Origin of the sequence: Luteibacter sp. 22Crub2.1 (assembly GCF_900167995.1) — a bacterium.
Taxonomy (GTDB): Bacteria; Pseudomonadota; Gammaproteobacteria; order Xanthomonadales; family Rhodanobacteraceae; genus Luteibacter; species Luteibacter mycovicinus.
In genome coordinates this window covers 118,075-141,339 of record NZ_FUYT01000007.1, presented here as the reverse complement: position 1 = coordinate 141,339, position 23,265 = coordinate 118,075, and the positions used below count along the sequence as shown (strand labels likewise).

The 23,265-nt window shown below is 66.0% G+C and carries 23 protein-coding genes; 21 read left to right on the top strand and 2 right to left on the bottom strand.

The features are described 5' to 3' along the window. Positions 1–25: 25 nt before the first annotated feature. The gene (locus B5X73_RS09145) at positions 26–2,083 is read right to left on the bottom strand and encodes a 3-hydroxyacyl-CoA dehydrogenase NAD-binding domain-containing protein (RefSeq protein WP_079521439.1); all 2,058 of its coding nucleotides are present in this window, start codon (positions 2,081–2,083) and stop codon (positions 26–28) included. Between the two features lie 157 nt (positions 2,084–2,240). On the opposite strand from B5X73_RS09145, the gene B5X73_RS09140 reads away from it, so the two are divergent. From B5X73_RS09140 to recO, 11 genes are all read left to right on the top strand, one after another. Then, positions 2,241–2,723: a hypothetical protein gene (locus B5X73_RS09140; RefSeq protein WP_079521438.1), complete on the top strand. Its 483-nt coding sequence runs from the start codon at positions 2,241–2,243 to the stop codon at positions 2,721–2,723. A 13-nt stretch (positions 2,724–2,736) separates the two neighbouring features. Then, positions 2,737–5,262: a putative bifunctional diguanylate cyclase/phosphodiesterase gene (locus B5X73_RS09135; protein WP_079521519.1), complete on the top strand. Its 2,526-nt coding sequence runs from the start codon at positions 2,737–2,739 to the stop codon at positions 5,260–5,262. Positions 5,263–5,417: 155 nt separating this feature from the next. Further along, positions 5,418–6,014: an RNA polymerase sigma factor RpoE gene (rpoE, locus tag B5X73_RS09130; protein ID WP_036113803.1), complete on the top strand. Its 597-nt coding sequence runs from the start codon at positions 5,418–5,420 to the stop codon at positions 6,012–6,014. Next, positions 6,011–6,649, top strand: a complete 639-nt coding sequence (locus B5X73_RS09125) for a sigma-E factor negative regulatory protein (protein ID WP_079521437.1) — start codon at positions 6,011–6,013, stop codon at positions 6,647–6,649. The genes rpoE and B5X73_RS09125 overlap by 4 nt, the downstream gene beginning before the upstream one ends. Positions 6,650–6,805: 156 nt before the next feature. Continuing rightward, entirely contained in the window at positions 6,806–8,233 is a 1,428-nt protein-coding gene (locus B5X73_RS09120) for a Do family serine endopeptidase (RefSeq protein WP_079521436.1), read from the top strand. A gap of 131 nt (positions 8,234–8,364) precedes the next feature. Continuing rightward, positions 8,365–10,158 (top strand): translation elongation factor 4, encoded by a 1,794-nt coding sequence (lepA, locus tag B5X73_RS09115; RefSeq protein ID WP_079521435.1) that lies wholly within the window; start codon positions 8,365–8,367, stop codon positions 10,156–10,158. A 97-nt stretch (positions 10,159–10,255) separates the two neighbouring features. After that, the gene (gene lepB, locus B5X73_RS09110; RefSeq protein ID WP_079521434.1) at positions 10,256–11,158 is read left to right on the top strand and encodes a signal peptidase I; all 903 of its coding nucleotides are present in this window, start codon (positions 10,256–10,258) and stop codon (positions 11,156–11,158) included. Between the two features lie 89 nt (positions 11,159–11,247). Then, positions 11,248–11,625: a DUF4845 domain-containing protein gene (locus tag B5X73_RS09105; RefSeq protein ID WP_036113794.1), complete on the top strand. Its 378-nt coding sequence runs from the start codon at positions 11,248–11,250 to the stop codon at positions 11,623–11,625. Between the two features lie 9 nt (positions 11,626–11,634). Further along, positions 11,635–12,288 (top strand): ribonuclease III, encoded by a 654-nt coding sequence (gene rnc / locus B5X73_RS09100; RefSeq protein ID WP_036113792.1) that lies wholly within the window; start codon positions 11,635–11,637, stop codon positions 12,286–12,288. Beyond that, positions 12,285–13,214 (top strand): GTPase Era, encoded by a 930-nt coding sequence (gene era / locus B5X73_RS09095; protein WP_036113787.1) that lies wholly within the window; start codon positions 12,285–12,287, stop codon positions 13,212–13,214. The genes rnc and era overlap by 4 nt, the downstream gene beginning before the upstream one ends. A 21-nt stretch (positions 13,215–13,235) precedes the next feature. Then, the gene (gene recO, locus B5X73_RS09090; protein WP_036113785.1) at positions 13,236–13,928 is read left to right on the top strand and encodes a DNA repair protein RecO; all 693 of its coding nucleotides are present in this window, start codon (positions 13,236–13,238) and stop codon (positions 13,926–13,928) included. Here the strand turns inward: recO and B5X73_RS09085 are convergent. Continuing rightward, a complete protein-coding gene (locus tag B5X73_RS09085; protein WP_176167795.1) occupies positions 13,925–14,665 on the bottom strand; it encodes a response regulator in 741 nt (246 codons plus the stop codon). The genes recO and B5X73_RS09085 overlap by 4 nt on opposite strands. A gap of 45 nt (positions 14,666–14,710) precedes the next feature. Between B5X73_RS09085 and B5X73_RS09080 the strand changes: the two genes are divergently transcribed. The 10 genes from B5X73_RS09080 to B5X73_RS09035 all read left to right on the top strand — a co-directional run bounded on the left by B5X73_RS09080 (position 14,711) and on the right by B5X73_RS09035 (position 23,098). Continuing rightward, the gene (locus B5X73_RS09080) at positions 14,711–16,738 is read left to right on the top strand and encodes a translocation/assembly module TamB domain-containing protein (RefSeq protein WP_079521432.1); all 2,028 of its coding nucleotides are present in this window, start codon (positions 14,711–14,713) and stop codon (positions 16,736–16,738) included. A 19-nt stretch (positions 16,739–16,757) separates the two neighbouring features. Continuing rightward, positions 16,758–17,360 (top strand): YdbL family probable chaperone protein, encoded by a 603-nt coding sequence (locus B5X73_RS09075; protein ID WP_079521431.1) that lies wholly within the window; start codon positions 16,758–16,760, stop codon positions 17,358–17,360. A gap of 88 nt (positions 17,361–17,448) precedes the next feature. Beyond that, the gene (gene rlmD, locus B5X73_RS09070) at positions 17,449–18,747 is read left to right on the top strand and encodes a 23S rRNA (uracil(1939)-C(5))-methyltransferase RlmD (protein WP_079521430.1); all 1,299 of its coding nucleotides are present in this window, start codon (positions 17,449–17,451) and stop codon (positions 18,745–18,747) included. Between the two features lie 13 nt (positions 18,748–18,760). Continuing rightward, positions 18,761–19,285, top strand: coding sequence for a CYTH domain-containing protein (locus tag B5X73_RS09065; protein WP_043693558.1), 525 nt, complete (start codon positions 18,761–18,763; stop codon positions 19,283–19,285). Beyond that, the gene (gene nagZ, locus B5X73_RS09060) at positions 19,279–20,280 is read left to right on the top strand and encodes a beta-N-acetylhexosaminidase (protein WP_043693561.1); all 1,002 of its coding nucleotides are present in this window, start codon (positions 19,279–19,281) and stop codon (positions 20,278–20,280) included. The genes B5X73_RS09065 and nagZ overlap by 7 nt, the downstream gene beginning before the upstream one ends. A 7-nt stretch (positions 20,281–20,287) precedes the next feature. After that, positions 20,288–20,836 (top strand): hypoxanthine-guanine phosphoribosyltransferase, encoded by a 549-nt coding sequence (locus tag B5X73_RS09055; protein WP_036113767.1) that lies wholly within the window; start codon positions 20,288–20,290, stop codon positions 20,834–20,836. Between the two features lie 4 nt (positions 20,837–20,840). Next, positions 20,841–21,587, top strand: coding sequence for an S-methyl-5'-thioinosine phosphorylase (locus B5X73_RS09050; protein ID WP_043693563.1), 747 nt, complete (start codon positions 20,841–20,843; stop codon positions 21,585–21,587). Positions 21,588–21,725: 138 nt separating this feature from the next. Further along, positions 21,726–21,932, top strand: coding sequence for a cold-shock protein (locus tag B5X73_RS09045; RefSeq protein ID WP_036117760.1), 207 nt, complete (start codon positions 21,726–21,728; stop codon positions 21,930–21,932). 243 nt (positions 21,933–22,175) lie between these two features. Continuing rightward, positions 22,176–22,598: a type IV pilus modification PilV family protein gene (locus tag B5X73_RS09040; protein ID WP_079521429.1), complete on the top strand. Its 423-nt coding sequence runs from the start codon at positions 22,176–22,178 to the stop codon at positions 22,596–22,598. Then, positions 22,595–23,098 carry a type II secretion system protein gene (locus tag B5X73_RS09035; protein WP_079521428.1) on the top strand — a complete coding sequence of 168 codons (504 nt, stop codon included), beginning with the start codon at positions 22,595–22,597 and terminating at the stop codon, positions 23,096–23,098. Before B5X73_RS09040 ends, B5X73_RS09035 begins: the two co-directional genes overlap by 4 nt. The last annotated feature ends 167 nt before the right edge of the window (positions 23,099–23,265 follow it).

The following is a 23,265-nucleotide window of genomic DNA, read 5'->3' as shown; positions in this document are numbered from 1 at the left end:
TTGCCCCTAGGATGATCTCGCGCCGTTATGCGGGCGGGCTCGACAGCTCCGGGTTATCCCAGCCTTCCTTCTTCGCGAAGCGCGCACCGTGCTTCTGTTCGAGCTTCGCCAGGCGCTCGCGGATCGCCGCCACGCCTTCGGTGCGCACGTACTGAATCGGGCCACCCCGGAACGGCGCAAAGCCGGTGCCGAAGATCACGCCGGCATCCAGGAGGTCGGCATCGTCCACCACGCCTTCGGCCAGGCAGGCGATGGCCTCGTTGACCATGGGCAGGATCATGCGGTCCTGGATATCGGCCGGCGCCACATAGTCGGGGTCGACATCCGGTTTGTCCGGCTTGCCTTCCTTCCAGACGTAAAGACCTTCGCCGTCTTTCTTGCCGCGCTTGTTGGCGGCGAGCTTTTCTTCGAGGCCTGCCGGGATTTCCAGACCGAGGAAGGGTGCCAGTTCCTTGCCCACCGAGGCGCATACGTCGAGGCCGACCGTATCGGCCAGCTCGATCGGCCCCATCGGCATGCCGAACTTCTTCGCCTCGCGGTCGAGCACCGGGCCGGGCACGCCTTCGTTGTAGAGGCGCATCGCTTCCATCAGATAAGGCATGAGGATGCGGTTGACCAGAAAGCCGGGCGTGCCCTTGACCGGCACCGGCAGCTTGCCGATGGCCTTGCAGAAGGCCAGCGCGCGCTTCTCGATCGCCGGATCGAGCGCGTCGTGGCGCACGACTTCGATCAGCGGCATCTGCGCCACGGGATTGAAGAAGTGCAGCCCGAGGAAGCGCTGCGGTGCCTTCAGGCCCTGGCGCAGTTCATCGAGCGGGATCGACGACGTATTGCTCGCGAGGATCTCGTCCGACTGGAACTGTGGCTCGATGGTCGCGTACAGGGCGTGCTTCGCTTCCGGGTTCTCGAAGATCGCCTCGATCGCGAGGTCGGCATCGGCGACGCCCTTGCCCTCGACGTCGGCACGCAGGCGCGCGACGGCGGCTTCGAATTTGGCCGGTGCTTTCAGCTTCTTCTCGAACAGCGTGCGGGCCCGCGCGATCGCCGGCTCGACGAAGCGCAGCTCGCGGTCCTGCAGCGTCACGTCGAACCCTTTCAGTGCGGACCAGGCGGCGATGTCGCCACCCATGGTGCCGGCGCCGACGACATGCACGTGCTTGATGCCATGCTCGGTGCCGCCGCCGAGGCCCTTGAGGCGTTCCTGCAGGAAGAAGATACGGATGAGGTTGCGCGCGGTGGGCGTGGTGGCTAGCTTCGCCACCGACTTCGCTTCGAGTCTGAGTCGTTGCTGGATGCTCGACCCGCCGCGTGCCCAGACGTCGATGAGCGCGAACGGCGCCGGGTAATGTTCTTTACGTACCTTGGCCGCCGTCTGCTTGCGCACCATCGGCGCCAGGATCGCGCGTGCGGGCAGGGTGTTGGTCGCCCAGGCTTTCGCGCGCTGCGCGAGCGGGCGCCGTGTGGGGCGGCGTGCGAGCTGTCTGGCTTCCGCGAGCAGTTCGTCCGGGCGCGCGACGCGGTCTACCAGCCCGACCGCTTTGGCGCGACGGGCGTTGAACGGCTTGCCCGTAAGCATGGCCGGCAGCGCATCGGGCGCACCGATCAGACGTGGCAGACGCGCCGATCCGCCCCAGCCCGGATGGATGCCGAGCATCACTTCCGGCAGGCCGATCTTCGTCGCCTCGTCGTCGGCGGCGATGCGCAGGCGGCAGGCGAGGGCCAGTTCGGTACCGCCGCCCATGCAGGCGCCGTGGATGGCGGCCACCGTCGGACACGGCAGGCGGGCGAGGTTGTCGAAGACACGCTGGCCGTTCTCGATGTTCTCGAGGACCGTGCCGGTGTGCGCGTACTCGACGAATTCGCGGATATCGGCGCCCACCGCGAACCCGGAAGGCTTGGCGGAATGAATCACCACGCCGCGAGGGCCCTCGATCGTGAGGCGCTCGACGAGCTTGTCCAGTTCATCCAGGACCTCGCGGGACAGCGCGTTGGCGCTGGAACCCTCGCGGTCGAACGTCAGGACGACGATGCCGTCGTCGCCCACGCTGGTCTTCCAGTGCTTGAATCGGAGTCCTTCGAACATGGCGGCGTCGTGCGGTGGCGAATGAGCGCATCACCATACCTTCCCGCCGGGCCGAATGCGAGATACCCGCCCGTATGGTGGGCGAATTCACGCCGGTGACTGGCGGACTCCCCTGTATTGGATCGATACTGAACGTCTCTTCATCCAGCGATGCCTCATGCCACCCGATGCCCTAGCAGCCACGGACGTCTTCGACCGGATCCTCGCGGCACCGGGCCCGTTGGTCGCCTTGCAAGCGCCCGATCTGACCTCGCTGGTCGACCAGTTCCGGCTGGTCGCACGCCGGTCGGGGCAGGCGGTTTATCTGTGGCGGAATGCCGAGGGTCTGGTCAGCCTTCGCGACGCGCAGATGCGCGTTCCCGGTTGTCTCCGACTGGGCGACGCGCTTCGCTACATCCTGCAGAGCCTGCACTTCGGGGTGTACCTGCTGGATATGCCGCCGGGCGTCCCCAGTGCGACGGACGGTGCGTTGCTGCGGCAGCTGGCGCGGACCAGCACCGGCCATGTGCGGCGCGTGGTCCTGATCGGGGCCAGCGCGAGCCTGCTGGCGACTTTCGAAGACGACGTGGTTCAGGTCGACGCCGACTGGCGCTCCCGCACGGCAGCGCCGCGCCTGCGCGACGGCCGCTGGATCGTCTGACGTCGTGGCCACCATGTCCGAGCCGCTTGGCGTTCTCATCTTTACGCCGCGTCGCGATGTGCGGCGCGCCATCTTCGATGCCCTCGACCTCGACGGCGATTTCGTGCTGCTCAGTGCGCGCGATGCCGCCCAGCTCGAAACCCTGATGGCCGACGCGCCGCCGTTGCACGTGATCGTGGTCGGGGAAAATGACAGTGCCGATATCGCCCAGGGCCTTCGCATCCTGCGCGCATCCCCGGCATACGCTTCACTGCCTGCGGTATACGTCGTCGACGATATGCCGGGCGTCGCACCCGAGGGGGGTGTCGACTGGCTACGCGAAGGCGCTATTCCCACCGAACTGGCCCAGCGAGTGCGTCAGGCGACCCAGGGAACGACGGCGTCGGCCGTGCCGGCCACGCCCATCCGCGACTACCGCTTTGCCTTCGATGCGGGTGCCGCGTGGGTGATCGCTTCCACGCCGGACGGCTGCATCGTCGAGACCGGAGAAGCCATGGAGCGTCTCTGCGCGGGCGACGGACCGGTGCAGGGGCGGACCCTCGCGGAGCTTTTCGACCTCGCCCATGACGCCACATGGCCGCTTCCGGACGGCGACGCCATCGCATGTACGTTGCGCCGCCGCGACGGTGTCGAGATCACCGGCGAGATCGACGTGCGTCACCGCAAGGATCATGGCGAACACCGCATCGCCGCGGGCTTCCGGGACCTGCGCGCCACCGATATGGCGGCGCGGGCCCTGTCGCTGCTCGCCGTGCTCGAAGGTTGTCCCAGTGACGACGAAGGCATGAATGAAGCAGCGGCAATGCTGGCCGACGCGCTCGAACTGGACGTCGTGGCGATCTGGTCGGCCTTGCCCGAAAGCGACGCCGGCCCTGAGATTCTCGCCCGGATCTGGAACGGTCCCTCGCCCGCGAACTGGCCGGAGGCCGGCGATCTGCCGCTGTTGCGGGTATGTCTGGGCGGCGAGTCGCTCTCGCGTCTGGTCGAGGGCGAAGGGGCCGCGCTGAGCGACCCGCTCATCGAGGCGCTCGGCCTCACCGCGTTCGCGCTGCTGCCCCTTCTGGATGAACGGCGCAGTGTGCTGGGTGCCATGCTTGCCGGGCGTCGTCGCAGTGGCGGTGACGGCCGTGTACTGGCTCAGGCGCTGCGCGCCGCGACGGCGCGTTTCGCGTCGGCGCTGGAATTGCGCCGGGCGCGGGAGCAGGGCCGGGTGCGTGGCCTGATCGACACCCTGACCGGATTGCCCAACCGTCTGCTGTTCAACGATCGCCTCGAGACCACCATCCGTGAGGCGGAACGTACGGGTGAACTGTTCGCGACGCTGCTCGTCGATCTCGACCGGTTCAAAAGCATCAACGAGTCGCTCGGTCATGCCGTCGGCGACCAGGTGCTCAATGCCGTCGCGCGCCGCCTGCGTGCCAGCGTCCGCGCGTCCGACACCGTGGCCCGGTACGCAGGCGACGAGTTCACCATGATCCTGCGCCACATCATCAAGCGCGACGACGTGCTCCGCATCGCGGAGAAGGTCGTGCAGACGATGGAGATGCCGCTTGCCCTGGACGACGGCTCGGAGCTGCAGGTCACCGTGTCGGTCGGCATCTCGTTTTTCCCCGACGATGCCGCCGAAGGCGAGTTGCTGCTGCGTCACGCCGATGAAGCCATGTACGGCGCGAAAAGCCTCGGCCGCAACAACTATCAGATTTACGCGGCGAGCGTGGATGCTTCGCAACAGCAGAACGCCGAGCTCAAATCGCGGCTTCGGCATGCCGTCCGTAACAACGAGCTTCGCGTGTTCTATCAGCCCCAGGTGGCCGCGGCGAGCGAAGACATCGTCGGCATGGAGGCTCTCGTCCGCTGGGAGCATCCCGAGCTGGGCATGATCAGTCCGGCGTTCTTCATTCCCCTGGCGGAGGCCAGTGGCCTCATCGTGCCGATCGGCGAATGGGTCCTGCGAACGGCGTGCGCTCAGGCCAAGACGTGGGAGGACCGGTTCGGCCTCAAGCTGCGCCTGGGTGTGAATCTGTCCGCGGTGCAGCTGATGCAGCCGAACCTCGCCGAGGTGGTGGCCACCGCCCTCCGCGATACGGACTTCCCCGCACACCTGCTGGAGCTCGAGGTGACCGAGAGCATCAGCGTGAAGACGGTGCCGCACCTGGTCGAGACCCTCGACGCCCTGCATGCCATGGGCTGCCATATCGCCATCGACGATTTCGGTACCGGCGCCGCCTCGCTCGATTATTTGCGGCGCCTGCCGGCGGACCGGATCAAGATCGACCAGAGCTTCGTGCGCAACATCGGTGTCGATCCCGACGACGAGGCCATCGTGCGCGCCACGATCGACATGGCACATCGCCTGAAGCGGGGTGTCGTGGCCGAGGGCGTCGAGATCGAACAGCATCTGCAATTCCTGCGCGCCAACGGCTGCGATGAATTGCAGGGCTATCTGTTCTGCCGCCCGCTGCCGGTGATCAGCTTCGAAAAGCTGCTGGGCGAGCGGGAGCGCATCATCCATGACGCGAGGGCCCCGGTTCCCGCCTGACCGAAGCAGAAGGCGAGGACCAAACTTGTGGTTCAGCCAGCGGTCCGCATATTTTCCGGATGCGACGGGAGGGGAAGGGCGAATGAACTTGCCCTCCCTGAGCTTGTCTCAGCTGCGCCCGCGACGGCCCCGAAAGAGTTAAGGAGACGGCCCGGATGGGCGAAAACGAACTGGATCAAGCACTTGTTGAACGTGTGCAGCAAGGAGACCGCCGCGCCTTCGACCTGCTTGTCCGAAAATACCAGCACAAGGTGATTGCGCTGATCTCGCGCTACGTGCATGACCGGACCGAGTGCGAGGACATCGCCCAGGAAGCTTTCGTGCGTGCGTGGCGCGCCCTGGCCTCCTTCCGTGGCGAAAGCGCGTTTTATACGTGGCTGTACAAGATCGCCGTGAATACGGCGAAAAATCACCTGGTAGCCATGGGACGCCGCCCGCCCACGGGCGACATCGACATCGAGGATGCGGTTTACGTGCCGGGCGCCACGCGCATGCACGAAAGCGCCACCCCCGAGCGCGAACTCATGCGTGAGCAGGTGGAACAAACGGTATTTTCTACTGTCCAAGCCTTGCCTGAAGAACTTCGGGTCGCGATCACCCTGCGCGAGGTGGACGGCAAGAGCTACGAGGAAATTGCCGCCGCCATGGACTGTCCCATCGGGACTGTCCGTTCGCGGATTTTCAGGGCTCGCGAAGCCATCGACGAAAAACTGCGGCCGTTGTTGTCCGACCGCGAGGATCACAGCCCATGAGTGAAGCCAATCGGGAAATTCTTTCCGCCGGTATGGACGGAGAGCTGTCACGGGAGGAAATCCGCTTCCTGTTGCGCCGCATCGAGGCCGATGCCGGTCTGGCGGACGTCTGGTCGCGTTATCACGCGGGACGTGACGGTCTTCGCGGTGAGGACCGGTCTTCGGTGTCGCCCGACTTCGCCAGCCGGGTCATGGCCGCTATCGACGCGGAGTCGGTGGTCGTATCGGCCGCGCCGCGCCGCCGCTGGCTCCACTGGTCCGCCGGTGGCGCGATTGCCGCGAGCGTGGCCGTCGCCGCGCTGATGTTGTCGCAGCCCGCCGGTCGGCATTCGGCCGCGACGGACGTCGCGCAGCACGCCCCGGCCGTGGAAGGCAGCGAAGTGGCGGACGTGTCGGCGGCGACGGCCCCCGTAGCGCCTCAGTGGCTGACGGGCAGCAACGCCTCGCAGTTCACGCAGAAGGCCGCCTTCGATGGGTCCAGCGAGGGTGGTGCCACGTACCTCCCCCGTTCGATGCCCTATCAGATCCATCGTGCCCGGGCTGCCGAAAGCCCGGACGGCAACGGTTACATGTTGCTGACCCGTCCCGACGGTAGCCGCTACGTGCAGCCGGTAGCCGTCCCGCAGGCTCGCTAGGCCCGGCCCTGGTGGAGCCGCTGCCGGTGTTCAGCCCCGGTGGAAGCCAACCCTGTTGGCGACAGGCTCCCCAGCGCCCTATCCCCATCCCCATCATTCCAACCCCGTGCGGCGAATACCGCACGGGCAGCCGTAGCTAAAAAAAGGAGAATTTTGATGGCTTTCTGGCATGTGCGCGCCCTGATGACTGGCGCAGTGGTTGTCGCAAGTGCGGGCGCACAGGCGCAGGCGCTGCCGGACTTCACAGGCATCGTGGAAAAGAACGCGCCGGCGGTCGTCCACGTCGAAGCGAAGACCAGCGGGAACAAGAAGGGCAGAGCGGCGCCTGACGGAGGCGCGCAGGACGACCAGCAGGAGCTTCTCCGGCGCTTCTTCGGTATGCCGGGTATGCCGGGCATGCCGGCCCCGCCGCGCGACCAGACGTCGCTGGGCTCGGGATTCATCATTTCCGCCGATGGTTATGTACTGACCAACGACCACGTGGTCGACGAGGCCGACGAGGTCAAGATCCGGCTGCAGGACCGACGCACGTTTACGGCCAGGGTGGTCGGCAAGGACCCTCAGTACGACATCGCGCTGCTCAAGATCGACGGCAGCTCGCTGCCGACGGTATCCATCGGGGACTCGCGCAGCGTCAAGCGCGGCCAGTGGGCGCTGGCCATCGGCTCGCCCTTCGGGCTCGACGCGACGGTCACCCACGGCATCATCAGCGCGGTCGGGCGCAACCTCGGCAGCGGCGACCAGCCCTATACGTCCTTCATCCAGACGGACGTGCCGATCAACCGGGGCAATTCCGGCGGACCGCTGTTCAACCTCCAGGGCCAGGTGATCGGCGTGAATTCGCAGATCTACTCCACCTCGGGTGGCTATCAGGGCCTGTCGTTCTCGATTCCCATCGATGTCGCGATGAACGTCGTCCAGCAGATCAAGGAAAAGGGCTACGTATCGCGCGGCATGCTGGGTGTGACCGTGCAGCCGGTCGACCAGTTCGTGAAGAACCTCGACCTTCCGGATGCCAACGGCGCGCTGGTCGCCCAGGTCACGCCGGGGAGCGGTGCCGACAAGGCCGGCATCCGGCAGGACGACGTCATCCTGTCGTTCAACGGGACGCCGATCACCCAGTCGCCAGACCTTCCGCCGCTGGTCGGCATCACGCGTCCGGGGTCGACGGCGAAGGTCGAGATCCTCCGTGACCACAAGAAGCAGACACTCGACGTCAAGGTCGGTGAATTGCCCCGGGACAAGAACGCGCTGGCCGACGCCGGTGCGGCCGCCGGCGGTGGGTCGGGCAGCTCGGCGGCTCTGGGTCTGTCCGTTCAGGACATCGATGCGTCCACGCGCTCCGAGCTAGGGCTCAAGCCCGGCGAGGGTGTCGTGGTCAGTAAGGTGACCGGCCGGGCCGCCGTGGGCGCCGGCCTGCAGACGGGCGACGTGGTCCTGATGGTCAACCAGAAGCGGGTGGGCTCCTCGGCGGCCTTCCGTGACGCGAGCAAGGACATCAAGCCCGGTGACACCGCCATGTTGCTCGTCCGCCGCGACGATGCCACCCGGTTTGTCGGCGTTACCGTCCCCAGCGACCGCTGATGCGGCGGTGGGCCACTCGCCGGTCGGCGGCGGGTGGCCTTCCATGCGATAATGCCGGATTCGCAGTGGCCCCCAGGGTCGCTGCACGTCGTTCGCGCCGCGAGCGATGGTGAACGTGACCACGGCGCTCCATGGAACTCATCCGCAACTTCTCCATCATTGCCCACATCGACCACGGCAAGTCGACGCTGGCCGACCGCATCATCCAGCTGTGCGGCGGCTTGTCCGAGCGCGAAATGGAAGCGCAGGTCCTCGACAACAACCCGATCGAGCGCGAGCGCGGCATCACGATCAAGGCCCAGTCCGTTTCGCTGCCGTACAAGGCGCGGGACGGCAAGACCTACCAGCTGAATTTCATCGATACCCCGGGCCACGTGGACTTCTCCTACGAAGTCAGCCGTTCGTTGTCGGCATGCGAAGGGGCGCTGCTGGTGGTGGATGCCGCCCAGGGCGTCGAGGCGCAGTCGGTCGCCAACTGCTACACGGCCATCGAGCAGGGCCTGGAAGTCATTCCCGTGCTCAACAAGATCGACCTGCCGACGGCGGACCCGGAGAAGGCCAAGGCCGAAATCGAGGCCGTCATCGGTATCGATGCCAGCGATGCGATCGCCGTCAGCGCCAAGACCGGCCAGAACGTCATCGAAGTGCTCGAGGCGATCATCCATCGCATTCCGGCGCCCAAGCCGGGCGATACGGACAAGCTCCAGGCGCTGATCATCGATTCCTGGTTCGACAACTATCTGGGCGTGGTCTCGCTGGTCCGCGTCATGCAGGGCGAGATCAAGCCGGGTGACAAGATCCTGGTCATGTCCACGGGGCGCACGCACCTGGTCGACGACGTCGGCGTGTTCACGCCGAAGCGCAAGAAGCTCGAAAAGCTTTCCGCCGGCGAAGTCGGCTGGATCAATGCGTCCATCAAGGACGTGCATGGCGCGCCGGTCGGCGACACGCTCACCCTCGCCGGCAAGCCTGCCGAAGCACCGCTGCCGGGTTTTCAGACCATGCAGCCGCGCGTGTTCGCCGGCCTGTTCCCGGTGTCCGCCGACGACTACCCGGCGCTGCGCGAGGCCCTCGACAAGCTGCGCCTCAACGATGCCGCCATGTTCTTCGAGCCGGAAAGCTCCGAGGCCATGGGCTTCGGCTTCCGCTGCGGCTTCCTCGGCATGCTCCACATGGAGATCGTGCAGGAGCGCCTCGAGCGCGAGTACGACCTCAACCTGATCACCACCGCGCCCACCGTGGTCTACGAGGTCGCCAAGACCGACGGTACCGTGCTGGCCATGGACAACCCGGCGAAGCTGCCCCCGCCGCAGCAGATCGTCGAGATCCGTGAGCCGATCATCGTCGCCAACATCCTCACCCCGGGTGACTACGTCGGCAACGTGATCAAGCTTTGCGAGGAAAAGCGCGGCGTACAGCGCACGATTCAGTATCTGGCCACGCAGGTACAGGTGACCTACGAGTTGCCGCTGGCCGAGGTCGTGCTCGACTTCTTCGATCGCCTGAAGTCCGTATCCCGCGGCTACGCGTCCATGGACTACCACCTGGAGCGCTTCGATCCGGGTCCGTTCGTTCGCGTGGATGTGCTCATCAACGGCGATCGCGTCGACGCGCTCAGCCTGATCGTTCATCGTTCTCACGCGGACCGCCGCGGGCGGGAACTTGTCGAGCGGATGAAGGATCTCATTCCCCGCCAGCAGTTCGACGTGGCCATCCAGGCGGCCATCGGCGCGGCGGTCATTGCCCGCTCCACGGTGAAGGCACTGCGCAAGAACGTTCTCGCCAAGTGTTACGGCGGCGACGTCTCGCGTAAGAAGAAGCTTCTGGAAAAACAGAAGGAAGGCAAGAAGCGCATGAAACAGGTCGGCAGCGTGGAGATCCCCCAGGAAGCCTTCCTTGCCGTGCTCAGGCAGGACAACAAGTAAGCTCGCCGCACGGTAACCCCTCGAACTTATGGAAGGCCGGCGCCGGATGCGCCGGAACGGGCCGTCAGGGCCCCTCGACACGACTTACGGAGTTGGCATGGCGTCATTCGATTTTTCCGCGATTCTTCTCGGCCTCACGGTGCTTTTCGGCGTCATCTGGCTGATCGACTGGCTGTTTCTGGCCAAGTCGCGCCGTGCCCGCAGCGAAGCGTCGGGTACCGAGCAGCCCGAGCCGTGGCCGGTCGACTGGGCGCGCTCGCTGTTTCCGGTCATTCTCGTCGTGCTGCTGCTGCGCTCGTTCGTCGCCGAGCCCTTCCGCATTCCCTCGGGTTCGATGATGCCGACGCTGGACGTCGGCGATTTCATCCTGGTCAATAAATTCGCGTACGGCCTGCGCATGCCGGCCTTCAACAACAAGCTGCTCGAAAACGGCGAACCGCGCCGCGGCGATGTCGTGGTGTTCCGGTTCCCGGGCTACGTCTGCACGGACGAAAGCGGCCATACGATTCGCAGCGGCGACGTGACCTGCGCCAATCCTCACGAGCCGGTCCCCGGCGAGAACTGGATCAAGCGCGTCATCGGCTTGCCTGGCGACCGTATCGAAACCCGCGGCAGCGAGCTCTACATCAACGGCGAGCGCATCGGTGCCGATGAAATCGGTCCGTTCAAGGGCAGCATGACCCGTCGGGAAGACCGCCTCCTGATGACCTTCGGCTCGAAGTTGTATACCGAGCATCTGGGCAGCATCAACCACACGATCGCGCTGACCCCGGCTTACAACATGCCGATGGACATCCCGAACGACAAGGTGCCGTCCGAAGTACCCAAGGGCTGCTACATCGTCATGGGCGACAACCGCATGAACAGCACCGACAGCCGCTGGTGGGGCTGCATGCCGGAACAGAACCTGGTCGGCAAGGCCTTCTTCGTCTGGCTGGCGTGGCGCGGTCTTGACAACGGCATCCTCGATTTCTCGAAGATGGGCAAGGTCATCCATTGACCGGATTAGTGGCGTCCGTCACGCGGGAGGGCGTTGCGGACGGCCGCGGACAAGGTAATCTGCGCGTATTCACGGGGGGACAACAACGCATGAAATCCAGGCAGTCGGGTATTACCCTTATCGGCTTCGTCATCGTTCTGCTGGTGCTGGGGTTTTTCGCCTTCATGGCGATGAAGCTCGTTCCGTCGTACATCGAGTACATGGGCGTGGTGAAGGCCATGAACCAGATGTCGACCGAGGGCGGTAACGAGGACGTCGGTCAGGCGCGTCGTCAGCTCGCTTTCAAGATGAGCTTCCAGTACGTCGACGATTCGACGATCAAGCCGCAGGACGTGACCGTGACCCGGGCCAACAACGGCGCCGTGCTCAACGTGAACTACGACAAGGAAATTCCTTTCCTTTACAACATCTCGTTCCTGTTGCATTTCGACCATTCGGTCCCGCTGAAGAGTGCCGTTGGGCAATAATGAGGCTTCGTGCAGTTTCCGCATTCCTTCCGTAACCCGACCCTGGCCACCCTGGCGCTCACTCACCGAAGCGTCGGGAAGCCGAACAACGAGCGGATGGAGTTCCTCGGTGACGCCCTGCTGGGCGCGATCGTGGCGGAACTGCTTTTCGAGGTTCATCCGAAAGCCAGCGAGGGCGAGTTGTCGCGTCTGCGCGCCCAGCTCGTGAACGGCGAGGCCCTGGCCGTCATCGCCCGTGAACTCGAACTGGGCGACGTGCTCAAGCTCGGCCCGGGCGAGCTCAAGAGTGGCGGTTTCCGCCGCGACTCCATCCTTGCCGACGCGTTCGAGGCACTGATCGCCGCTGTCTACATGGATGACGGCTTCGATGCCTGCCGCCAGGTCGTGCGCAGGCTTTTCACGCCCCGCGTGGCAGAACTCAAGCGCTCCAGCAAGGACGCGAAAACGCGCCTGCAGGAGTGGCTGCAGGGCAGGGGTTTGCCGCTGCCCACTTACGAACTTACCGACAGCTCCGGCGAAGACCACGCCAAGATCTTCGACGTCAGCTGCTGTATCGACGAACCGGAACCGATCCGCGTGGAGGGACGCGGTGGCAGCCGGCGGGCCGCCGAACAGGATGCCGCGGAAGCGGTGCTGCGCCGATTGCTGGAAAAAAAGACATGAACGACAACGACACCCCCGAGAACGACACCCTCGTCGACGACGACTTCCGCTGTGGCTATGTGGCCCTGTCGGGCCGACCCAACGTCGGCAAGTCCACGCTCCTCAACGCCCTCATCGGCGTTCGTCTGAGCATCGTCAGCCATCGTCCGCAGACGACCCGCCACCGCATCCTCGGCATCTCGACCAAGCCCGAGGGACAGATTCTCTACGTCGACACGCCGGGTCTCCATCGTGGCGCCAAGCGTGCGATGAACCGCAGCATCAACCGCGCCGCCCGCGCTGCGATCACCGAAGTGGACCTCGCGGTGCAGGTGATCGAGGCCGGTCGCTGGACGGATGAAGACGCCGCCATGTACGACGCGCTTGCCCAGCAGGACATGCCGAAGCTGCTGGCGATCAACAAGGTCGACCTGCAGAAGGACAAGACGGCGATGCTGCCGTTCGTGGCCGATCTGATGGCGAAGCATCCGTTCGACGACGTCTATTACGTCAGCGCGCTGAAGTCCAAGGGGCTGGACGGCCTCGAGAAGGGCATCCTCAAGCGTCTGCCGGAGCAGCCCGCGGTGTACGGCGAAGACGAGATCACCGATCGCAGTGAGCGCTTCCTGGCGTCCGAGATGATCCGTGAGCAGCTGATGCTGCGTCTCGACCAGGAGCTTCCGTACGCCACCACGGTCGAGATCGAGCGTTTCGAAGACCGTCCCGACGGGATCGCCGAGGTCCATGCGGTGATCTGGGTGGAGCGTGACGGCCAGAAAGCCATTGTCATCGGTGACGGTGGCGCTCAGCTCAAGGCCATCGGCACGTCCGCACGCAAGGGCATGGAGCACCTGTTCGAGCGTAAGGTGTTCCTCAAACTGTGGGTCAAGGTGCGCGAGGGCTGGGCGGACGACGAAAACCTGCTCAAGCGTTTCGGCTACGAATAAACCCGACGGGCCTCCCGCGCCATGCGTGTCGAGCAGCAACCTGCGTTCGTTCTGCACGCCCGGCCGTACCGGGAAACCTCACTGCTGGTCGAGTGCCTGACCCGCGACCACGGCCGTATCGGCGTGGTCGCGCGCGGCGTGCGTAACGAGCGGGCGCGCCTCCAGCGGGCCCAGCTCGAGCCTTTCCAGCGTCTCGCGTTCGACCTGATCATGAAGGGCGAACTCGCGACGTTGCGTACCGCCGAGCCCTCGGGCGTGGCGCAGCGCCTGACCGGCGACGCCGGCATGGCCGGCCTCTATCTCAATGAGCTCGTGGTCCGCCTCACGGGCCGTCAGGATCCCAATCCCGACCTCTTCGATCACTACGAGCGCACCTTGCGCCGCATGGCGGTGGGCGAGCCGCTGGCGTGGACTCTGCGCCGGTTCGAGCGCGACATGCTTGAGGCGCTGGGCTATGCGTTACCGCTCGACATCGACGCGATCGACGGGGAGCCGCTCGATCCCTTGCTGACCTATTTCTACGACCCCGAATCGGGCGTCCTGCCCGGACGCGCGGGCGACGCCCGTGGCATTCGTGGCGCCGATCTGCTCGCGCTGGCCGCCGATCAGGCTCCGGATACGGCCGGTCTCGCTTCGCTGCGCCGGATGATGCGTCAGATCATCTCGTTTCATCTCGGCGGGGGAGAGCTGAAAGCGTGGCGCGTGCTGCGCTAAGCGGGGCGCGGCGGAAGGGCGGCGAGGGCCTTTCTGAGTTCGATGCGGAAGCGGTCGATTGCCGCTGGCACAACGGCCCGCGTCTCCAGCAGATGATTTTGCAACGCCTTGGCCTGAGCGCCGAGTCGGGCCGTTCCGCAAAAGCCACACGCGGAGCGCAGCCGGTGCATGCGTTCGATCAACTCGGTGGGGCGGTCGGCAAGTGCGTCCAGGGCCGCATCGAGTTCGGTCAGTTCCTCGCGCAGCAGCTGACGTAACGCCAGAAGCGTTCTCGCGTCGCCGCTCGCCGCGTGGCCCAGCTCATCGTCGAGTACGCCCAGGTCTTCGTCGATGCCGAGGGTCGCGGCGAGCGCATGCCTGAGCGAGGTGATCTGGCAAGGCTTTTCGATGACGCCGGCGAAGCCTGCGCCGAGCAGGCGATCGCGAAGCTCCGCAGGCACCTCCGCGCTGGTCGCCAGCGCCACGGCGCCGCGCGACACGGCTGACGCATCGCCACGGAGCGCGGCAAGCACGGTCAGAGCGCCGCCCCCAGGCATGCGGCAATCCAGCAGCATGGCCGCGAACGACTGCGTCCGACCCAGTGAAACCGCGCGCGCTCCATCGTCGGCCAGCGTCGGCTGATAGCCCAGCGAACGGAGCGCCAGATCCAGGAACTGCCGGGTCGGCGCGTCGTCATCGGCGACGAGAATCGCGCGTCCGGGGGAAGCAAAAGAAGGGGGCGTGCCGTACTCGACCATGCAACGTTCCGTGTTGTTCATCTTGATTTGGCAGAATGGCGGAGCATGCTTCCGGTATCAACCCGCACGTTCGCCCTTTTTCTCGCCGCCTGGATCGCGCTGACCTGGGCCGACGGCGCGCGGGCGGGCCTTTCCGTGGGCGCCGACAGCGTTGCGGTGCCCGGACTGAGCATGACGGGCGTGGAAGCCGACATTGCGCCGGTGTCCGGGGGCACGGGAGTGACACTCGCGCTGACGGCCCAGAAGGCGGACATCGCCGCCATGGGCTGGCGCAAGATCGGCCTGGACCTTGCCGGCAGGCTCGACCGCGACGAACTGGGTCGATGGAACTTCGACGGTGACCTTCGCCTGCGTGGCGCGGCGGGAGGCGCATGGACGCGGGCGACCGTGCACATGGCCGCCGATGAATCGGCGAACACGCTCGAGGTATCGATCCGCCAGGACAGCTCGCTGGCCCAGGTCGCGTTGCCGATGGACCAGACCAGCCATGCTCAGATAACGCTCAAGAATCTGCCGGCCGGCTGGCTGCAGGGGCTTCTCTCGACCGTGTGGTCGGGACGTACGACCACGGGCCGCGTCAATGCGGATCTTGCGCTCGATGTGCTCGACGGCGGATTGCAGGCGGGGGGGCAGTTCGCCCTCGACGGCGTCGGCTTCGACAGCCCGGGAGGCAAGCTGGCGGGAGAAAAGCTGTCCGGCAGCGGCCGCCTCGGCGTCGACAATCAGGCGGACGCCACCGTGATCGACCTCGATGCGGCTTTGCGCGGCGGCGCTCTGCTTCTGGGACCGCTGTACGCGGACCTCCCGGGGCACGCCGTGCAACTGTCGCTTTCAGCGCGGTCCCAGAAGGGCGCGCTCGCCGTGCGGAAGCTGCGGCTGACCGATCCGGACGCGTTGCAGCTGGAGGGCGAGGTGGACTTCGCCGCTACCGGCGATCTTTCCGTCCTCCGGCTGGATCGCTTCAACGCTCGTTTTCCCGCCGCCTACACGCGTTACGGGAAGGGCCTGCTGCGCAGCATGGGCGTGGAGTCGCTCGACGCGGACGGCGACGCGTCCGGCCATCTCGCCTTCGGACCGAAGGGCCTCGAGTCGTTCGCCGTGCAGACGGTGGGACTCGACCTTGCCCGCGGCGATGGCCAATTCGGCGTGCAGGGCCTGCACGGAGCGATCGACTGGAACGTGACGGACGATCGTCCCGCGACGAAACTCGGCTGGCGGGCGCTTCAGGTGCAGCGCATCCCCAACGGTGCCGCGGACGCCAGCCTGCGCAGTACGGGCGGCACGCTGGCCTTGCAGAGGCCGTTCGCCATTCCGGTACTCGATGGTCAGTTGCGCGTGCAGAGCCTCGCCTGGAAGCCGGCCGCGACGCGTGGCGACCGGCTGCAGACCTCGCTTGCACTGACTCAGGTCGACATGGCGGCGTTCTGTCGGGCGCTCGGCTGGCCCGAGTTCAGAGGTACGGTAGGCGGCGCGGTGCCCTCGCTGCGTTACGTCGACGATCGTGTCGAACTGGCCGGCGGTCTCTCGCTCAACGTGTTCGATGGGTTCGTCGACATCACCGGGATGAGCCTCGCACAGCCCTTCAGCGCGGCGCCGATACTCACGGGCAACATTTCGCTGCGTAAGCTCGATCTCGCGCTGATGACCTCCGTTTTTGACTTCGGCAGCATCACCGGCCGCCTCGACGGCGGGATCGACGACCTGCGTCTGGTCGGCTGGAAGCCTGCGGCGTTCAAGGCCCACCTGCTGGCGGACAGCGGTGGCCGGATCAGCCAGAAAGCGGTGAACAACCTCACCTCGGTCGGTGGGGGCGGCATCGCCGGCGGCCTTCAGGGCACGGTGCTGAAGATCTTCAAGACCTTCGGCTACAAACGGATCGGCCTGTCCTGCACGCTTAAGGGCGACCTCTGTTCCATGGGCGGGCTGGGCGCGGCGAAGGATGGCTACACTATTGTCGAAGGCAGCGGATTGCCGCGGCTGACGGTCGTCGGGCATCAGCGCGAGGTCGACTGGCCGACGCTGGTCCGTCGTCTCGAAGCCGCCACGCAGGGCGACGGCCCGACCATTCATTAGGAAACGGAGGAAAGGAACGATGCGCAAGCCTTTGATCGTCGTGATGCTGGCGGCCGCCGTGGCCCTCGTCGGCTGCGTCACCATCAATGTCTACTTCCCCGAGGCCGCCGCCCAGAAGGCGGCCGATCAGTTCATCGGCACGGTCCTCGATGACAGCGGCGTCGCCAAGCCGTCCGGCGAATCGGACAAGCCGAAGCCGGTGCCCGGTAAGCAGCCGTCCGCGTCGCTGCTCGATCTGGTCATCCCGGCGGCGCAGGCGGCGGAATCGCCGGATATCCAGGTGCGCACCCCGGAGACCGATGCCATCCGTCAACGCATGACCAGTCGTTTCAGCGGGCAGCTCAAGGGCCTGTTCGACAGCGGCGCGGTCGGCTTCACCGCCGACGGCCTGGTCGCCGTGCGCGACGCCGGTGCGTTGCCTCTGGATCAGCGTTCGCAGGCCAATGGCATCGTCGGGCAGGAGAACAACGACCGCGATGCGCTGTATGCCGCAGTGGCCCGCGCCAACGGTCATCCGGAGTGGGAGCCGCAGATCCGCAAGGCGTTCGCCGATGGCTGGGTCCAGCGCGCGCCGCCGGGCTGGTATTATCGGGACGCCTCCGGCGCCTGGAAGCGCAAGTAGGCTTCCGCCAGGGCCGCCCGCCGCGCAGGCGCGGGCTTCCTCCCAGCCAGCCCGGACCGTCGTCGTCCGGGCTTTACGTTTTGAGCGCATGACCGAATTCGAAGCCACCATCACCGGCCTCGGCCACGACGGCCGGGGCGTCGCCCGCATCGACGGCAAGGCCACCTTTGTCTCCGGCGCGCTGCCGGGCGAGCGGGTGCTGCTCAAGTACTACAAGCGTCATCGTCATTACGACGACGCCGAAATCGTCAGCGTGCTCGATGCCTCGCCCGATCGCGTCGAGCCGAAGTGCCGGCACTTCAGTCAGTGCAGCGGCTGCTCATTGCAGCATATGGATTCCGCCGCGCAGATCGCCGCGAAGCAGCAGGTGCTGGCCGACAACTTCGAACGTATCGGCAAGGTCACGCCCGGGTCGTGGCTGCCCCCGTTGACGGACCAGCCATGGGGCTACCGCCGCAAGGGGCGGTTCTCGGTGCGTTACGTGGCCAAGAAGGAGCGCGTGCTGGTCGGCTTCCGCGATGAGGCCAATCCGCGCTTCGTCGCTGAGATCGAGCACTGCGAGGTGCTTCATCCTGCCCTGGGGCCGAAGGTCGGGTTGCTCGCCGAGCTGGTCGGCGGTCTGGCCGCGGCGCGGGACATCCCGCAGATCGAGTTCGCCGCGGGCGACGACATGATCGCTCTGGTGTTCCGGCACATGGCGGCGTTGAGCGACGCGGACCGCGATGCGCTCATCGCCTTCGGCAAGGCGCATGGCTTCGCGATTTATCTTCAGCCCGGCAATCACAGCAGCGTCCATCCGATCTGGCCGGAGTCGCCGCGGCTCGCGTTCGCGGTGCCGGCCGACGACGTCGAGCTGGAGTTCCAGCCGCTGGATTTCGTCCAGGTCAACGCGGGGATGAACCAGCGCATGCTCGCGCGCTCGCTGGAGCTGCTGGACCTCAGACCCACGGACCGTGTGCTGGACCTGTTCTGCGGCCTCGGCAACTTCACCTTGCCCATCGCGCGCCATGCGGGCGAGGTGGTCGGCGTGGAAGGGGAGCATGGGCTGGTCGAGCGCGCCGCGGCCAACGCCGCGCGCAACGGCCTTTCCAACGCATCGTTCCGTGTCGGCAATCTGTTCGATGATCAGCGCAACGAGCCGTGGGCCACCCAGCGCTGGGACAAGCTATTGCTGGATCCGCCGCGTGCCGGCGCGGACAAGGTGCTCGAGTACCTCCCACGCAAGGGCACCGACCGCGTGGTCTACGTGTCGTGTCACCCGGCCTCGCTGGCGCGTGACGCGGGCATTCTCGTCGGCAAGGGCTTCCGCCTCGTGTCGGCGGGCGTGATGGACATGTTCCCGCACACGGCGCACGTCGAATCCATCGCGCTGTTCGAGCGCCGCTGAGTACCGGAGACCCATGGGTATCGAGATCGAACGCAAATTCCTCCTCGCCGGCGACGGCTGGCGCCCGCTGGTCGAGCGCAGCGAGCGCATGGCGCAGGGGTATCTGGTCAGCGGTGCCGCCGTGGCCTCGGGCCAGGCGAAATCGTCGGTCCGGCTTCGGGTCTCCGGCGAGCAGGCGTGGCTCAACATCAAGTCGGCCACGCTAGGCATCGAGCGTCAGGAATACGAGTACGCCGTGCCCCTCGCCGATGCCCGCCAGATGCTGGACGACCTTGCCGACGGGCGGGTGGAAAAGATTCGTCACCATGTCATGCTCGACGGCGCACACTTCGAGATCGACGAATTCCTGGGCGATAACGCCGGGCTGATCGTCGCCGAGGTGGAACTGCCATCGGCGGACGCCGCTTACCCGACACCCGACTGGCTGGGTGCCGAAGTCAGCCACGCGGTCCGCTATTACAACGTCAACCTGATCGACCATCCTTTCAAGGCGTGGTCGGCCGCGGAACGGGAAGGGAAGGAGGACGCAGCATGTTGATCGTCGGCCTGGCCGGCACGCAGCTCGAGGCGCACGAGCATGCCTTGCTCACGGCGCCCGGCGTGTCCGGGGTCATTCTCTTCTCACGCAACTTCGTATCGCGGGAGCAGGTCAGCGCGCTCATCGAGAGCATTCGTGATGTGGCGGGTGAGGACGTCCTGGTCTGCGTGGATCAGGAGGGCGGCCGCGTTCAGCGGTTCCGTGAGGGCTTCACACGTCTGCCGCCGCTGGCTGCCATCGGCCGGTTGTACGACACCGATCCGGGTGCGGCGATCGATCGTGCGGAAGAACACGCCTGGATCATGGCCAGCGAAATGCGCGCCATCGGCGTGGATTTCAGCTTCGCACCGGTTGCCGATCTCGATCGTGGCAGCGCGGCTATCGGCAATCGCGCGCTGCATGCCGACCCCGTCGTTGCGGCCGATCTTGTCCAGGCCTACGTGCGTGGCATGCATCTTGGTGGCATGGCCGCCGTACTCAAGCATTTCCCCGGACATGGCTCGGTCGCGGAAGACACGCACCTGTCGTCCGCGATCGATCCGCGCAGCAAGCACGAGATCCTCAGCACCGACCTGCTGCCCTTCGTCGCGGGCATCGAGGCACGTGCCGAGGCCGTCATGGCCGCGCATGTCGTATATACGGCCGTGGACGACCAGCCGGCCGGCTACTCGCATGTGTGGATCGACGAGATCCTGCGCGGCGAGCTCGGCTTCCGCGGTTGCGTGATCGGCGACGACATCAGCATGGCCGCGGCCGGCAGCGTCGGCGGTGTCGCCGCACGCGTCAGCGCCAACCTCGATGCGGGCTGCGATCTCGTGCTCGCCTGTTTTCCCGACGTCGTTCCCGAGGCGATCGCGGCGGTCAAGGGCCGCCGTCCGTCGCCGGTCGAGCGTATCGCCCCGCTGCGCGGCGCGATCGGCTCGACCTGGGAAGGCCTCGTCGACAATCCCCAGCGCGAACGATTCATCGCGCGCGTGACCGCCCTGGAGCCCTGATTCCACCATGACCGCCCAAGCTTCGCTCGAGTACGCGCTCGCGCACTCCGATATCCTGTTCACCCGCGAACAGCTCGACACTGAAATCGCCCGCCTGGGCCGCGAGATCGATACCGCTCTCGACGGTGAAGTGCCGGTCTTCCTCACCGTCATGCACGGCGCGCTGGTGTTCGCCGGCCAGCTCGCCCTGGCGATCCGCACCGACCTCGAATTCGACTACGTGCATGCCACCCGCTATCGCGGCGAGACCAGCGGCAGCGATCTGCACTGGCTGCGCCGTCCGGAAGTCCCGCTGCGTGACCGCACGGTGGTCCTCGTCGACGATATCCTCGACGAAGGCCATACCCTCAAGGCGGTCCGCGACGCCTGCCTCGCGATGGGCGCGAAGAAGGTCCTGCTCGCCGTGCTCTGCACCAAACAGCACGACCGTCGCGCGCACGGGATCGAAGCCGACTTCAACGGCGTCGACCTGCCGGACCGTTACGTCTTTGGTTACGGCATGGATTATCACGAGCAGGCCCGCAACCTGCCGGCCATCCACGCGTTGAAGGACTGACCCGATGACCATCGATCTCGCCGTCATCGGCGGCAGCGGCCTGTACCAGTTCGAAGGCCTCGAGAACACGCAGCGTCACAGCGTGGAGACGCCCTTCGGGCCCGCCTCCGGCGATGTCGTCACCGGCGATTTCCGCGGGAAGCGTCTGGCCTTCCTCGCACGGCATGGCGAAAGCCACACGGTGCCGCCGCATCGGGTGAATTACCGCGCCAATCTCTGGGCACTGCATGCGCTGGGCGCTCGCCGGGTGGTCGCGGTGAATGCGGTCGGCGGCATCCGCGACGACATGGGCCCGCGTGCGCTGGTCGTGCCCGATCAGATCATCGACTACACGCACGGTCGGTACACCAGTTTCAATGATGTGGACGGAGCCGAAGTCCGCCATATCGACTTCAGCGCGCCTTACACGGAGAGCCTGCGCCAGGCGATCCTGTCGGCGGCGCGTGCCGAGGGCCTGGCGATCATCGACGGTGGCTGCCACGGGGTGACCCAGGGGCCGCGTCTGGAAACGCGTGCCGAAATCGCCCGTATGAAGCGTGACGGCTGCGATCTGGTAGGCATGACGGGTATGCCTGAGGCGGCCCTGGCACGCGAGCTCGATCTCGAATTCGCCTGTCTGGCGCTGGTGGCCAACTTCGCGGCCGGGGCCGGTGATGAGGCGGAAATCAGCATCGAGGAGATCTTCGCCCACCTCGCGGCGGCCACGGCCAATGTGGCGCCGATCCTCGGCCGGTTGCTGTCGGGGGCCTGACCCCGAAAAAATCCCAGTTGCGCTTTGCGCCGAAACTTGATGATACTTGCCACCGCCGCGGGGGCAGGCATCAGGGGATCCATGGGGAACGCCTCGCCATATCCGGGCGCTTCCAATTCCATGTATGAGGTCTCCGCAATGCGTTTCGGTACCGTCAAGTGGTTTAACGACGCCAAGGGTTTCGGTTTCATCGCGCCCGAGGACGGTGGGGAGGACGTATTCGTCCACTTCTCCGCTATCAACTCCAAGGGCTTTCGCAGCCTGCAGGAAGGCCAGCGCGTGAAATTCGAAGTCACCACGGGCCCGAAGGGCGCGCAGGCTTCGGGCGTCGAAATCGCGGCTTGATTGTCACGGTCTGGTGTCTTGAAAACCCCGCGCCCTGGCGCGGGGTTTTTTTCGATGGGTCGGTGGGCTTTACGGAGCCGAAGAGCCGCTCCCCGAAGCCGAAACGGCGTGTACCTTCCGCGCGAAGGCATCGCGCATGCACGACGACGCGGGCACATCGCGTGCGACGCATGGGAGACGACTGACTCCCGCGGATTGTGGAAGCGCGCATCGACGCGGCGATAGTGGTCGCAATCTATCGGCATGAAAGATTCCTGCCGTGGTGCATCGCTCATCGAATCGCTCGTTGCGTTGGCCGTGTTCGCCATCGGCAGCGCGGCGACAGGCACGTGGTTCAGCACCTCCATCGAAGCTGACGCGAAGGCATCACGACTCATGGCGGCGGTGTCGGCGATTGCCGACTTGCGCGAGCGCATGCATGCGAACCCCGCCGGAGTGGCGTCAGGTCATTACCACGGCGTAACGGCTCGTCGCTCGCCTGGCTGCGGGAACGGCTGTGCGCCGGCGGAACTTGCCATGGACGATCTGGACCGATTCGACCGGACGTTGCACGAGCAACTGGGTCCGCCTGCGCGGCACATGCTGCATTGCATGGATCGATCGGTGTGCGTCGTGCGCATCTCATGGGACGGCCGCCCTCTCGTCGCGATGTCGTTCAAGCCATGAAGCATCGTGGTTCCAGTCTCGTGGAGCTTCTCTGCTCTCTGGCGGTCGCCGGTATCGTCGCGGGTGTGGTGGCGGTCTCACTCGGATCGGCCGGTCTGGCGTCGCGTCGGCATCTTCGCTCGATGGAGCGGAGCGATGCGGCTCGCCAGGCATTGGCCGTCCTCACGGACGACCTTGCCGAATCGAAGGCCTGGGGCGTCTGTACCGATGCGCGCGATTGCCCCCTCATTCCGGCGGGCAGACCTTACCGTTCCTACGTCGTGCACACCGATGCGGCCGACTGGCTCGTCGGCAAAGGCCTGCGACGGTGTGTCGAAGCCTGCGATGCGTTGGTCGATGAGATCGTCGGTCTCGATGTGCTCGCGGACGTACCCGATGAGAGCGGTCGGGTGCGACGCGTTCGCTTCCTGCAGTGGCATGGGAACGCGGCGCGGCTGCTCGAGGTATCGATCCGGTTCGCCGATGGCACGCGCTTCTCTCGCGTGGTGGCAAAGCGATGAGTGCCTGCCGCGGTTCGATACTCGTCTTCGTCCTTGTCATGCTGGCGGCGATGAGTGTGCTCGGCGCGACCCTGTCGCGGCACGCCGCCTGGCGGCGGTTGGCCACGGCGGAATACCACGACAGTCTCTGTGGCCCGCGGCCGCAACCGGCTGGCTGGCAGGATGGC